13 protein-coding genes are annotated in these 13,406 nt (G+C 73.8%); 6 read left to right on the forward strand and 7 right to left on the reverse strand.

Features of this window, described 5'->3' with window-relative positions; all coding sequences use genetic code 11:
* Positions 1-30: 30 nt before the first annotated feature.
* Positions 31-1,287 (forward strand): MFS transporter, encoded by a 1,257-nt coding sequence (locus tag IE260_RS03810; RefSeq protein ID WP_189869004.1) that lies wholly within the window; start codon positions 31-33, stop codon positions 1,285-1,287.
* A gap of 10 nt (positions 1,288-1,297) precedes the next feature.
* Here the strand turns inward: IE260_RS03810 and IE260_RS03815 are convergent, their stop codons facing one another.
* Both IE260_RS03815 and IE260_RS03820 read right to left on the reverse strand, forming a co-directional pair.
* Positions 1,298-1,876 (reverse strand): hypothetical protein, encoded by a 579-nt coding sequence (locus tag IE260_RS03815; RefSeq protein WP_189869005.1) that lies wholly within the window; start codon positions 1,874-1,876, stop codon positions 1,298-1,300.
* A complete protein-coding gene (locus tag IE260_RS03820) occupies positions 1,873-3,129 on the reverse strand; it encodes a D-arabinono-1,4-lactone oxidase (RefSeq protein WP_189869006.1) in 1,257 nt (418 codons plus the stop codon). Before IE260_RS03820 ends, IE260_RS03815 begins: the two co-directional genes overlap by 4 nt.
* Positions 3,130-3,276: 147 nt before the next feature.
* Between IE260_RS03820 and IE260_RS03825 the strand changes: the two genes are divergently transcribed.
* From IE260_RS03825 to rsgA, 3 genes are all read left to right on the forward strand, one after another.
* Positions 3,277-4,596, forward strand: a complete 1,320-nt coding sequence (locus tag IE260_RS03825; RefSeq protein ID WP_189869007.1) for a radical SAM protein — start codon at positions 3,277-3,279, stop codon at positions 4,594-4,596.
* Between the two features lie 208 nt (positions 4,597-4,804).
* The gene (locus IE260_RS03830; RefSeq protein WP_189869008.1) at positions 4,805-6,361 is read left to right on the forward strand and encodes a cellulose binding domain-containing protein; all 1,557 of its coding nucleotides are present in this window, start codon (positions 4,805-4,807) and stop codon (positions 6,359-6,361) included.
* Positions 6,362-6,602: 241 nt separating this feature from the next.
* A complete protein-coding gene (gene rsgA / locus IE260_RS03835; protein WP_189869009.1) occupies positions 6,603-7,694 on the forward strand; it encodes a ribosome small subunit-dependent GTPase A in 1,092 nt (363 codons plus the stop codon).
* On the opposite strand, the gene IE260_RS03840 is transcribed toward rsgA, so the two are convergent.
* The 4 genes from IE260_RS03840 to IE260_RS03855 all read right to left on the reverse strand — a co-directional run bounded on the left by IE260_RS03840 (position 7,691) and on the right by IE260_RS03855 (position 9,972).
* Entirely contained in the window at positions 7,691-8,176 is a 486-nt protein-coding gene (locus IE260_RS03840) for a DUF7144 family membrane protein (protein WP_229880396.1), read from the reverse strand. The two genes, rsgA and IE260_RS03840, sit on opposite strands and share 4 nt — an antisense overlap.
* Before the next feature lie 82 nt (positions 8,177-8,258).
* Entirely contained in the window at positions 8,259-8,480 is a 222-nt protein-coding gene (locus IE260_RS41465; RefSeq protein ID WP_229880397.1) for a hypothetical protein, read from the reverse strand.
* A 38-nt stretch (positions 8,481-8,518) separates the two neighbouring features.
* Positions 8,519-9,328, reverse strand: a complete 810-nt coding sequence (locus IE260_RS03850) for a universal stress protein (RefSeq protein WP_189869010.1) — start codon at positions 9,326-9,328, stop codon at positions 8,519-8,521.
* A gap of 32 nt (positions 9,329-9,360) precedes the next feature.
* The gene (locus tag IE260_RS03855; protein ID WP_189869011.1) at positions 9,361-9,972 is read right to left on the reverse strand and encodes a hypothetical protein; all 612 of its coding nucleotides are present in this window, start codon (positions 9,970-9,972) and stop codon (positions 9,361-9,363) included.
* A 434-nt stretch (positions 9,973-10,406) separates the two neighbouring features.
* On the opposite strand from IE260_RS03855, the gene IE260_RS03860 reads away from it, so the two are divergent.
* Together IE260_RS03860 and IE260_RS03865 are read left to right on the forward strand one after the other, a co-directional pair.
* Entirely contained in the window at positions 10,407-11,855 is a 1,449-nt protein-coding gene (locus tag IE260_RS03860; protein WP_373303306.1) for a DNA-3-methyladenine glycosylase 2 family protein, read from the forward strand.
* Positions 11,852-12,349 carry a methylated-DNA--[protein]-cysteine S-methyltransferase gene (locus IE260_RS03865; protein WP_189869012.1) on the forward strand — a complete coding sequence of 166 codons (498 nt, stop codon included), beginning with the start codon at positions 11,852-11,854 and terminating at the stop codon, positions 12,347-12,349. Before IE260_RS03860 ends, IE260_RS03865 begins: the two co-directional genes overlap by 4 nt.
* Before the next feature lie 84 nt (positions 12,350-12,433).
* On the opposite strand, the gene IE260_RS03870 is transcribed toward IE260_RS03865, so the two are convergent.
* Positions 12,434-13,384 (reverse strand): FG-GAP repeat domain-containing protein, encoded by a 951-nt coding sequence (locus IE260_RS03870; RefSeq protein WP_189869013.1) that lies wholly within the window; start codon positions 13,382-13,384, stop codon positions 12,434-12,436.
* Positions 13,385-13,406: the final 22 nt, after the last annotated feature.

Below are 13,406 nucleotides of genomic sequence, written 5' to 3' on the forward strand. Positions count from 1 at the left end.
ACCGGGCACGCGGCGAGGGGGCACAACCGGATGACGCACGAGGCACACCGCCCGAGGACCGAGCGGGACGCCGGCCCGGGCCCGCGCCCCCTGTGGCGGCAACGGGACTTCGGCGTCTTCTGGACCGCGCAGACCCTCTCCGTCCTCGGCGACTCCTTCGCCCTGATCGCGCTGCCCCTGCTGGTCCTGGAGGCCACCGGCTCGATCGCCCGCATGGGGCTGCTGACGGCGGTGGGCGGCGCGGCCGCGGTCCTGGCGGCGGTGTTCGCCGGTGCCGTGGTGGACCGTGTCGACCGCCGCAGGCTGCTCATCGGCTGCGACCTCGTACGGATGGTGCTCTACGGGGTGATCCCCGTGGTGTGGCTGCTGGGCCCGCAGATCTGGCTGCTGTACGCCGTCCTGCCGCTGTGCGAGGCCGTCGGCATGCTCTTCGCCGTCGGCTACGTCACCGTCGTACGCGGACTGGTCGGCACCGAGCAGCTCACCGAGGCCAACGGACGGCTCAACGCGACCGCCGCCGCGGCCGGGATCCTCGGGCCGCTGTGCGCCGGCCTGGTGGCCGCCTGGTCGGGCCCGGCCACCGCCGTCGGCGTGGACGCGGCCAGCTTCGGCGTCTCCGCCGCCTGCATGGTCTTCGTACGCTTCCGGCCCCGTGCCGCGGACGACACGCCGGGCGGGCGGCCCGGACTGTGGCAGGACCTGCGGGCCGGGGTGTCCTTCCTGTACGGGCACCCGGTGCTGCGCACGCTCACCGTCCTGCTCTGCGGGTTCAGCTTCCTCACCCTCGGCCTGAACGACCTGGTCATCTACCACCTCAAGCACGACCTCGGCCACGACGACGGCACGGTCGGCACCGTCATGGCGGTCGGCGCGCTGGGCACGATCACCGGCGCGCTGTTCGTGGCCCGCGTGCGGCGCCGGCTCGGCTTCGGCCGGACCTGGACCGGCTCGGTCGCGGTGTGCGGACTGGCGTTCGCCGGCCTGGGCTGGGCCCGGGACGTCCCCGTGGTCGCCGCCCTGAGCGCCGCGTTCCTGGCCTGCGCCGGCATGGCCGGCACCTGTTCGATGTCCCTGCGGCAGGAGGTGACCCCGGAACCTCTGCTGGGCCGGGTCACCTCCGCCTACTGGACGCTCCAGTACTCGGCGGCCCCCATCGGCGCGGCCGTCCTCACCTGGGCGGCGGAGCGGCACGGCACCACACCGGTCGCCCTGGTGGCCGGCGCCGCCTGCGTCCTGATCGCGGTCGTCGCGCTGTTCACCCCCGTCCGCCGGTCCGGCCACACCTGAACCGGACGGCTCACCCGCACCCGCAGCCGTCCCGCACGACGGCCAGCGCCGACCAGGCCGCCCCGTCCTCCGCTCGCTCGAACACGCGCGGCGCGCCGCTCCCGCCGGGCGCGTGCACGACGTACGACTGCGCGAGGTACGACAGCTCCTCCCACTCCTCGTACGTGTGCGCCCGGGCCAGCACGAGCCCGCAGCCGGCACAGGCGATCCACGGGACGAGCCGCAGCTCCCGCGACACGGGATCCGGCAGCACCGACCACGCCGGCACCGGCGGCTCGGCGCCGTCCTCGTACACCCGCAGCCGCGCGGGTCGGGCGGGGTCCGGCCGGCAGGCCACGATCCCCGTCCCCAGCCGGTCCCACACCCCCCACTGCCCGGCCATCACCGCCAGCTCGGCCCGGGCCGCGTCGTCGACCGCCAACTCCTGCTCCAGAAGCCGCCCGACCAGCACCTCCAGCCCGGCCTCCTGCTCCCCGATGTCCCAGCACCCCTGCACCTCGTCGGCGTCGTCGGCCCCCGGCAGCAGTCCGGCGAGCCGGGCCCACACGGCACCCTCGGCGGCGTACGCCTGCGCGCGCCGGTCGTTCACCCGCCCAGCACCTCCCGCACGAACGCGTTGGCGAAGGTGCCCCGCGGATCCAGTTCCTCCACCAGCGCCCGGAAATCGGCCAGACGCGGATAGCGCTCGCCCAGCACCGCCGCAGGCGTCGTGAACACCTTCCCCCAGTGCGGGCGCGCCCCGAAGCCGTCCAGCACCTCCTCCACCCGCCGCACCACCGGCAGCACCGCCGACGTGTCCTCGACCCAGGTGAAGTGCACCGCCACGGTGTCCCGCCCGTACGCCGGGCTCAGCCACTGCTCGTCGGCGGCGACCGTGCGCACCTCACAGGTCTGCAGCACCGGCGCGACCGCCTCCCGGACCGCGTCGAGCGCGTGGAGCGCGTCGAGGCCGTGCTCGCGCGGCATCAGGTACTCCGACTGGAGCTCGGCCCCACTGCTGGGCACGAACTCGGCACGGAAGTGCGGCAGCCGCTCGTGCCAGGGCCCCGGCACTCCGAACTGCTCCGTGCAGTTGACCGCGGGCATGCCCGGCACCGGATGCATCTTCTCGGTGGCCGGCGCGGCCCAGGGGAAGTCGGGCAGCGGCCGGTCGGTGCGCCGCTTGAGCCACACCTGCCTGAAGCCCGGCGCCCGCCAGTCGGTGAACAGGCTCACGCTGTACGCCGCCGCCATCACCGTCCCGAACGTCGCGGCGTCCAGTCCGGCCCACGGCAGCTCGGTGAAGACATGCTGCTCGACCTCGTAGCCCGGCTCCAGGTCGAGGGTGAGCGCGGTCACCACGCCGAGCGCGCCGAGGGAGGTCACGGCACCGCCGAACCGCTCGTCGCCGCGCGCCACGGTCACCGTCGAGCCGTCCGCCGTGATCAGCTCCACCTCGCGCACCACCGACGCCAGCGACCCGTTGCCCACCCCGGAGCCGTGCGTGCCGGTCGCCACCGACCCGGCCACCGAGATGTGCGGCAACGACGCCATGTTGGGCAGCGCGAGCCCCCGCGCGTGCACCAGCCGGGCCAGCTCCGCGTACCGGACGCCGCCGCCCACCCGCACCGTACGGGCCGCGGTGTCGACGTCGATCTCGGGCGGCAGCGCGGCCAGCGACAGCAGCACGCCCTCGGCACCCGGCTCGGCGATCTCGTTGAAGGAGTGCCCGCTGCCCAGTACCCGCACCCGCGCGCTGTCCGCCACCAGCGCCCGCAACGCGTCCAGTGAGTGCGGCCTGAGCAGTTCCTTGGCCGAGTAGGTGATGTTGCCGGCCCAATTGGTCACGGTGATGTCGGTCATACCGCAGCCCCTCCCTGAGATCCGGGAGGACCAGGAGTCCTCCGCCGGAAACCTACCTGGCGCGCCGGGAGGGGCCCCGGCAGCCGGGACGCACGGGCGGGGGCATACCGTGAGAAGTCGAACGCCTGAGCCGGGAGGAGACACGGGATGGGCAGCCGTACCGCGCTGGTCGAGGATCTGATGGAGCGCTTTCCGCATGTACCGCGGGAAGCCGTCTTCAAGGAAGACCTGCTCCGCGGCGGGGTGGCCTTCGACCCGTCGGCCCTCAGCGACAACGAGGGAGGCGAGGTCAAGCCGAAGTCGTACTTCATCTTCTCCTTCGACCACGGCACCCTGCCCGAGCTCGGCGAGGCCGCGCTGCGCCGACCGCCCGAGGAGATCATCCTCACCGGCGGCCCGTACGACCTGCGCCGCACCGTCGTCTCGGTCCGCGTGAACCCCGCCTCGCCCTACCGGGTCGCCGCCGACGAGCACGGCCAGCTCGGCCTCTACCTGGACGGCAAGCGGATCTCGGACGTCGGCGTGCCGCCCATGCCCGAGTACTACCGGCACACCCTCTCCAACGGAAAGTCGGTCATGGAGGTGGCCCCCACCATCCAGTGGGGCTACCTCATCTACCTGACCGTCTTCCGGGTCTGCCAGTACTTCGGCGCCAAGGAGGAGTGCCAGTACTGCGACATCAACCACAACTGGCGCCAGCACAAGGCCGCCGGCCGGCCGTACACGGGCGTCAAGGACGTCGAGGAGGTGCTGGAGGCCCTGGAGATCATCGACCGGTACGACACGGCGAAGGCATCCACCGCCTACACCCTCACCGGCGGCGCCATCACCAAGACGGTCTCCGGCCGCGACGAGGCCGACTTCTACGGCCACTACGCCAAGGCCATCGAGGAGCGCTTCCCCGGCCGCTGGATCGGCAAGGTCGTCGCCCAGGCGCTGCCCAAGCCGGACGTCCAGCGCTTCAAGGACTACGGCGTGCAGATCTACCACCCCAACTTCGAGGTGTGGGACGAGTACCTGTTCAAGATGTACTGCCCCGGCAAGGAGCGGTACGTCGGCCGTGACGAGTGGCACAGGCGGATCCTGGACTCGGCGGACGTCTTCGGCGCGCGCAACGTCATCCCGAACTTCGTCGCGGGCGTGGAGATGGCCGAGCCCTTCGGCTTCAAGACCGTCGACGAGGCCATCGCCTCCACCACCGAGGGCCTGCGCTTCTTCATGTCCCACGGCATCACGCCCCGGTTCACCACCTGGTGCCCCGAGCCCACCACCCCGCTCGGCAAGGCCAACCCGCAGGGCGCTCCGCTGGAGTACCACATCCGGCTGCTCCAGGCGTACCGGCAGACCATGGAGGACTTCGGCCTCTCCTCGCCCCCCGGCTACGGCCCGCCCGGCGCCGGCAACGCGGTCTTCTCCGTCAGCTCCTTCATGGACAGCCTGCCGGCGGACGAGCCCGTCGAGGTGTGAACGGAACCGGCCCGGCCCCCGTATGTCCTGTCCGGGGGCCGGGCCGTTCCGGGTCCGGCCGACGCCCGCACACGCGTCCGCCGGCCGTCGAACACGGCGCTTGTCAGCCGTGCCGAAGACGTGAAAGGCTCGGCGCCTGCCGCGAGGCCCTCCCCCAACTGCGCGATCAGTGACCTGAGTTGACCTCGCCCGTGGATGCAGGAGACCGATGCCCGACCTGCCGAGCCCCCAGGACGCCGCCGGGGCCGCGCTGCTGGCCGAGTGCTGGGACGCGGTGCTCTGCTACGCCGACCTGTGCACGGCCGGGCCGTCCGCCGCCACCCGGCTGGCCACCGAGGCGTTCGGTCACGGCATGCGCGAGGCCCGCGCCGGGGCCGCGCCCACGGCCCGGCGAGCCGGAGGCCGACCCGCCCGGCTGCCCCGCATCCCCCTGCTGCTGACCGCCGTACGCGCCACGGCGGCGGCCTGGGAGCAGGGCGGACAGGGGCACGAACTCGACCCCGGGCTGCGGCTGTGGCTCACGTCGAACGCAGCGGCCCGCCACACCGGACCGCCGGCGCGCCGCCCCCTCGCCCTGCGCGGCCTGCGGGACATGCGGGCACCGGACGCGGAACTGCTGTGGCTGGCCGACGTGGAGGCACTGCCGCTGCCCGTCGTCGCCCGCAGGATCGGCCTCGACCCGGCCGGCGCGCCCCACGAACTCGCCCGTGTCCGCGATCAGTTCCGGGACCGCTGCCGGCAGGGCCACCTCGACGCATCGCAGGAGGCGCGGTGCCGCGCCTACGCCCGTCTGCTGGACGCGGTCACACGGACGCCCGCCGCCGACGTCCCCGACGACCTCTCGCACCACCTCGCCGGCTGCGCCGACTGCGCGGAGGCCGCCGCCTGCCTGCGCACACACGGCGGAGCACTGCCCGCGGCCCTCGCGGACGCCGTCCTCGGCTGGGGCGGCCCCGCCTACCTCGAACGCCGCAGCCGGGCCGCCGATGCGCGACGCGGCGCCGGACGCCCGGCACCGGCCGACGACGACGGCGGCGAGACGCGCGCGACGCAGGAGGGCACGCGTCGGGCCCGCCTCGCAGGCGGTGGCCTCCTCCTCACGGCCGCCCTGGTGTCCGCGGTGGCGCTCACCGCCTCCCTGATGCCCTTCGGCGGCACCCCCGAGGACACCACGCCGGCCGGCCGGACCGCCGCGGGCCGGCCGGTGGCCGACCCCGGTCCGTCGCAGCCCTCCCCGGCCGCGGGCCCCGCCTCCGGCACCCGGGAGCCGTCCGCCGGCACCCCGAAGGCCGTAACGCCGGGGGCGGCAACGGAAGGACGCCCCGCGAAGACGACGAGCCCACGGCCGGCGCACCCGCGGACGGCGAACCCCGACCCGGAACCCCAGGGCAGCCCCTCGTCGTCCACCACCGGCGCCGGAAACCCGCCGGACCCGGGCACGACCGCGCCCGCGACCTGCCGCGTGCGCTACGACGTCGTCAACCAGTGGCCCGACGGCTTCCAGGCCACCGTCACCGTCACCCCCGGCCGCCCCCTCGACTCCTGGCGCGTCGCCTGGACCTTCCCCGACGGACAGCGGGTCCGCCAGATGTGGGACGCGACCGCCTCCCAGAACGGCGCCCACGTCACCGCCACCGCCGCCGACCACAATGCCGCCGTCCCCGCCGACGGCCACCTCGCCTTCGGTTTCCTCGCCTCCTGGCGCGGCGAGAACTCCCCGCCGTCCGACTTCACCCTGAACGGGCGGGAGTGCGCCAGGGCCTGACGGCCTCTTTCCCGGCTCGCCGGAAAAACCGATGGCGCCCGGGGCGCGCAGCGCTCTAAGGTGAGCTCGCAGAGCGCGGCGGCCGTTGGCTGCCGCCGCAGGAACGAGTGAGGACGAGGAGGTGTCGACCGATGGCTGTCATGGCGATGGGCCCTGCCCGCATCCAGTTCACCGAGTCCACCTCCGTGGCCGCCGGCTGACCCCAACCTTCCTGCCGGGGCCACCCCTTGAAGGGGCACCCTTGACTTCCACCTCCGTTTTCTCCGCGCTGGCTCCCTACGGCTGGGACGACGCCTGGGCCGACGCGTTCACCCCGTACGACGCCGAAGGGCTGCTGCCCGGACGCGTGGTCCGGGTCGACCGCGGTCAGTGCGACGTGGTCACCGCCGACGGGATCCTGCGGGCCGACACCGCGTTCGTCACCCCGCACGACCCCCTGCGCGTGGTGTGCACCGGCGACTGGGTCGCCGTCGAACCCGGCGGCAACCCCCGCTACGTACGGACGTATCTGCCGCGCCGTACCGCCTTCGTGCGCTCCACCTCCTCCAAGCGGTCCGAGGGGCAGATCCTCGCGGCCAACGTCGACCACGCCATCGTCGCCGTGTCGCTCGCCGTCGAACTGGACCTGGCCAGGATCGAACGGTTCCTCGCGCTCGCCTGGGAGTCCGGGGCGCAGCCCGTGGTCGTGCTCACCAAGGCCGACCTCGTCACCGACCCGGCGACGCTGTCGTACCTCGTCCAGGACGTCGAGACGGCCGCGCCGGGCGTGCCGGTGCTGCCCGTCAGCGCCGCGTACGGGGACGGGCTGGACGTCCTGGCCGCCGTCGTCTCCGGCGGTACGGCGGTGCTGCTCGGGCAGTCCGGCGCGGGCAAGTCGACCCTGGCCAACGCCCTGGTCGGCGAGGACGTCATGGACGTCCAGGCGGCCCGGGACGTCGACGGCAAGGGGCGTCACACCACGACCACCCGCAATCTGCTCGCGCTGCCCGGCGGGGGAGTGCTCATCGACACGCCAGGGCTGCGCGGCGTCGGGCTCTGGGACGCGGGCAGCGGGGTCGGACAGGTGTTCTCCGAGATCGAGGAACTGGCGGAGGACTGCCGCTTCCACGACTGCGCCCACGAGTCCGAGCCCGGCTGCGCGGTGCGCGCCGCCATCGACTCGGGCGACCTGCCGGAGCGGCGGCTGGAGAGCTACCGCAAGCTGATGCGGGAGAACCAGCGCATCGTCGCCAAGACCGACGCGCGTCTGCGCTCCGAGATCCGCCGGGAGTGGAAGCGCAGGGGCGCGGAGGGCAAGGCGGCGATGGAGGCGAAGCGGGGACGCCTGCGCTAGTCGCCCGCCGCGAGGAACCTGGCCAACGTCCAGATGGCGAGGAGGTCGAGCGTCATCACACTGATCGACCAGAGCGGGTAGTGGGGGAGGAACATGAACTGGGTGATCAGGCTGACCGCGCCCAGTGCCATACCGGCCCCCCGGCCCCAGCTCTGGCCGATCAGCACTCCCAAGCCGGCGGCGACGAGCCCGATGCCGAGGACGATGTGGATCCAGCCCCAGGCCGTCAGACTGAACTCGTAGGTGTAGTCGGGTGAGCTGAAGATGGTCTCGCGGGTGACACCGACGACGCCGAGGAGAATGCTGAGCGTACCGCTCAACTCCAGCGCCCAGCCGGCGAAAAGGGCAGGGCCCCCGCCCAGTGGCTGCGCGCTGCTGTGGGGGCGTTGCCGGACTCCGCCTGGTGTCTGCGCCACGTCATGGCCCTTCCGCAGGGTGTGGTCATCGCCGAACACCGCCTTGTCGGGGCGGTCGCGTTGCATCGACGCTCCCAGCGTCGCTCCGACGTCCGCCCCCGGCCACCGCAGCGGTCTGTCCGGGTGAATGGGCGCCGCGCAACGTGTGTCACCCGGTCGGCAGCACGGCCATGGCCGTGTCGACGATGGTGCCCGGGGGCGGGTGCGGCGTCCAACTCGGCTCCTGGCTCGTCACTTTGGAGCGGTTCAGGGTGGCGAGCTGCGAGTCGAGGAGCGTGTGCGGCATGAAGTGGCCGCGGCGTCGGCCGAGCCGGCCGGCCAGGACGTCGCGGTCGGCGCACTCACCTCTGCCACTGTTCCAGAGCCCCACCCGACTCGCGACCCGACCGACTCGCACGACGCGTCCGGTCACACCCGGCCGCGGACGACGGCGACGGAACTGTGCGCATGGTGCAGCAGCGCCTGGCTCACCGACCCCAGCAGCAGCCCGGTGAACCCCCCGCGGCCCCGGGCTCCGACGACCACGAGTTGTGCGTTCCTGCTCCTGTCGATCAGCACCTCCCGGACGTCGCCACTCAGGACCTCGCGCCTGACCGTGACGTCCGGGTGCGTCTCCGCGTGCCCGGCGAGCGCCTGGGCCAGCAGCCGCTCCGCGCTCTCGACGCCGGTACCGGCCGGGGCGTGATCCGGCAGCCATGCGTGCACGGCGGCGATCTCGGCCCCGCGCAGCGCCGCCTCGGCGAAGGCGAACCCGACCGCTGCCTCACCCGCGGGCGAGCCGTCGACGCACAGCACGACCGGACCGGATTCCGCCGACTCCTCGCGGGCCACCAGCACCGGGCACCGACTGTGGGCCGTCAGGGACGCCGCCGTCGATCCCAGCAGCATGCCGAGGACGCCTCCCGCCCCGCGTGCCCCCAGGACCAGCAGGTCCGCCGCCCCCGACTCCGCCTCCAGCACCGCCACCGTGTCGCCGGGCACCATGGCCTCGGCGACCGTCACCTCCGGGGCCACGCTCCGCGCACGGTCCGCGGCCTCGCTGAGCCGGTGAGTGAGCGGTGTGGTGTCCAGCGGCGTGTACATGGGTCTGACCGGCCAGTTGAGGGCGTACACCACACGCAGGTCCGCGCGCCGCCGCCGGGCCTCCCTGGCGGCCGTCTCCACCGCGGCGAGACTCGACGGCGAGCCGTCCGTTCCCACGACCACCAGGTTGCCCATCACTCCTCCATGGCTCGGATCCACCCGTGACGTCAGTACCGCTGTGCCTTGGCGAGACGGGGAGTGAGCTGTGCGTCCGCAGGCTGTCGGCTGAACGCGATGGGTTGTTCCTTCTCGCCCGGCTCGAGGTCCTCGGCGCCGACGAACCTCGTCTCGACGACCTTTCCGGACGAGTCCTCGAAATCGACCTGCACGGCGTACGAGGCCGATTCGTCGGTCTTGTTGGTGATCGTGACCAGCACGGCGAGCAACCCGCTGGTCTCGTTCCTCGGCAGGCCCGTCATGCCGACGTCGGACACCGCGTTGCCGCGTCCCTCGACGTCCTTGAGCACCTTCTCCGCGGCGGCACCGGCGCGGGCGGCCTCGGCCTCGACGGACGCCTCGAACTCGGAGGCGCGGGCGGATGCCGAGGAGGCCGCCGCCGAGGCTGAAGCCCGGGCGGAGGCGATCGCCGAAGCCGCCTGTGAGGCAAGCAGCGAGGGCGGCTGTCCGGAGAACGATGCCTCATCGGGGCTGGTGGGTGTCGGTGTCGGCGTGGGGCCGGCGCCGTCGTCGCCGCACCCGGTGAGCACGACGGCGGCCAGGGCACAGGCGAGTGCCGCCACGACGGCCCGTCGGCCGCGACCGGATTGCTCTCGCAGCATGGCTGTCACCCTTCGTACCCGGCCGGAACGATCCCGTTCATCGTCGGCGCCGCGCGGGTGGTGCGCGATTCGGCGTGGGCCGTTCGGCGACACGGCCGACGCGGCCCGGCGCCCGCAGCGCTGCGAGGGGCGCGGGCCGGGCCTGTCCATGGGCCACCGGCCACCGGCTGTGCCGGTCACGGTCCCGACCACCGGTCACCGTCCGTCGGGCCGACCGGGAGGCCGGGTCACCGGCGTCCGGTTCGGTCACCGTCCGATGGCCGGCGGTCCGGCCGGGGGCTGCGGGGCACTGACGTCCGGTCTCGGTCACCGGCCGTCGGCCAGGCCGGGGTTTCCCGGCCACCGGCCTCCGGGTTCCGGTCGGAGGGCGGGGTGCCGGTGGCGGCCGCCGGGGCCGGCTGGTGGGCGGTCGGTGGTCCGGCGTGGCCGACGTCATGTCCGAATTCCGCCAGCCCGGGTGGCCGGTGCGGCGCAGACTGGGCGGTGTGATGGACGAGGACAGCAGGTACGAGGCCGTACGGAGCCGGGACGCGCGGTTCGACGGGGCGTTCTTCTTCGCCGTCGCGACGACCGGCATCTACTGCCGGCCCAGTTGCCCGGCGGTCACACCGAAACGCCGCAACGTGCGCTTCTTCACGACGGCCGCCGCCGCGCAGGGCTCGGGCTTCCGGGCCTGCCGGCGGTGCCGTCCGGACGCCGTGCCCGGATCCGCGGACTGGAACGTCCGCGCGGACGTCGTCGGCCGGGCCATGCGGCTGATCGGCGACGGCGTCGTCGACCGCGAGGGCGTCGCCGGGCTCGCCACCCGGCTCGGCTACAGCGCCAGGCAGGTGCAGCGCCAGCTGACCGCCGAGCTGGGTGCCGGACCGGTGGCCCTGGCCCGGGCCCAGCGGGCGCACACCGCACGCGTCCTGCTGCAGACCACCGGCCTGCCGGTCACCGAGATCGCGTTCGCGTCGGGGTTCGCCAGCGTGCGCCAGTTCAACGACACGATCCGGGCCGTGTACGCGGCCACCCCCAGCGCGCTGCGTGCCGCGGCCCCCGCGGGCGGCCGGCCCTCCCGGCGGACGCCGACCCCGTCCGCCGGGATCCCGCTCAGGCTCGCCCACCGGGGCCCCTACCAGGCCGGGCCCGTCTTCGACCTGCTGGAACAGGAGGCCGTGACAGGCGTCGAGGAGGTCGGCGGTCCTCCGGGCCGCCGCACCTACCGGCGCACCCTCCGCCTCCCCTACGGCACCGGGATCGTCGCCGTCGACGAGCGGCCCGGCGCACCGAGGGCGGGCACCGCAGGGGGCTGGCTCGACGCCCGGCTGCACCTCACCGACCTGCGCGACCTGACCACCTCCGTGCAGCGGCTGCGACGCCTGTTCGACCTGGACGCCGACCCGTACGCCGTCGACGACCGGCTCGGCGCCGACCCCCGGCTCGCCCCCCTGGTCGCCGCCCGCCCCGGACTGCGCTCGCCCGGCACCGCCGACCCCGAGGAACTGGCCGTGCGGGCGCTGGTGGGACGTGAGGAGGCCGAGCGGCTGGTCCAGCGGTACGGCAAGGCACTGGACGCGCCCTGCGGCAGCCTCACTCACCTCTTCCCCGAACCGGCCGTCCTCGCCGAGGCCGAGCCCGACGGCCCCCTGGGCGCGCTCACCGCCGCACTCGCCGACGGCGCCGTACGCCTGGACCCCGGGGCCGACCGCGACGAGGCGCAGCGGGCGCTGCTCGCCCTGCCCGGCCTGGACGCCCGTACCGCCGCCGTCGTGCGCACCCGCGCCCTCGGCGACCCGGACGTGGCCCCGCCCGGCGCGGACCTGCCCGACACCTGGCGCCCCTGGCGCTCCTACGCACTGCAGCACCTGCGCACCGCAGGGGAGTTGGAGAACCGATGACCACCACGACCTACTGGACCGAGATCGACAGCCCCGTCGGCCGGCTCCTCCTCACCGCCGACCCGTCCGGGACGCTGACCTCCCTCTCCGTCCCCGGGCAGAAGGGCGGCCGGACCGTCCAGGACGGCTGGCGGGCCGACACCGGCCCGTTCCGCGAGGCCGCGGGGCAGCTCGCCGCCTACTTCGCCGGGGAGTTGAAGGAGTTCCGGCTGCCGATGCGCGCCGAGGGCACCGCGTTCCGGGAGCGGGTGTGGGACGCGCTGGACTCCGTGCCCTACGGGGCGACCACGACGTACGGGGAGATCGCCGCCCGCGTCGGAGCCTCCCGGGCCGCGGTACGGGCCGTCGGCGGCGCGATCGGCGCCAACCCGCTGCTGATCGTCCGCCCGTGCCACCGGGTCATCGGCGCGAGCGGCTCCCTCACCGGGTACGCGGGCGGCCTGGCGCGCAAGACCGCGCTGCTGGCGCTGGAGGGCGTGGTGAGCGGCGCCTAGTCGTCCGGTCCAGCAGCGGAACGGGCCGCCCTCCACAGGAGAGCGGCCCGTCACGGTGCCTTCAGCGAAGGCGGTGGGTCCCGATCAGAACAGGATGCTGTAGGTGTTCCAGCCGCCGCTGCCGATCTTCACCCGGGACTTGAACGGAGCCGTGGCGCTGCCGGTGCCGTAGTACACGTACAGGGCGCCGGTCTTGTCGCGCGCGACCAGGTCCGTGATCCCGTCGATGTCGATGTCACCCACGGACACGAGGTTGTTGTAGGTGTTCCAGCCGCCACCGATGCGGGAGCGGGACGTGAACGGGGCCTTGTAGTTGCCGGTGCCCTTGTAGAGCCACAGCACGCCCGAGCTGTCCTTGGCGACGATGTCGTCCTTGCCGTCGCCGGTCAGGTCGCCCTTGCCGGCGAGGTGGGTGTAGACGTTCCACCCGCTGCCGACCTTGTAGCGCTGGGTCAGCTTGCCGTTGCCGTAGCCGAGGTACAGCCACAGCACGCCGGAACCGTCCCGGGCGATCAGGTCGTCGGCGCCGGCGCCGCCCAGGTTGCCGGCCGAGAGCAGGCGGTTGTAGATGTTCCAGCCCTTGCCGACGGTCACCTGGTAGTCGGTGCCCCACGAGGTGTAGGACAGCGTGCTGCCGGTGACGTCCCAGATGCCGTCCGAGCTGCCGTCGGAGTCGTTGTCCGCCTGCGTGATGAAGCGGGTGTCCTGCCAGCCGGAGCCGGACCAGATGCGCGGGTCCAGGCCGCCGTAGCCGCTGGGCACGTAGCCCCACAGCTCGCCGTTGGCGTCCTTGCCGTACAGCGCGTTGACCGGGGCGTCGCCGGGCTCGGCGTAGGTGTCGAACTTCGAGGCGCCCGACGGCTTCGCGTCGACAGGGACCTGCGATGCGGATCGTCCGGGCTCGTCGGCGGCGACGGCGGCGGACGTGCCGGTCGCCACCAGGGCGGCGGTGAGCGCCGCAGCCGTGACACGCGCCAGCGTGCGACGCGTGTTCAGGCCGGAGCTTTTGGCCACGTGGGTCCTCCAGTTGGTCATGGGATCGGATCGCAGGCCGCGT

Origin of the sequence: Streptomyces viridiviolaceus, from assembly GCF_014650995.1 — a bacterium.
Lineage (GTDB): Bacteria > Actinomycetota > Actinomycetes > Streptomycetales > Streptomycetaceae > Streptomyces > Streptomyces viridiviolaceus.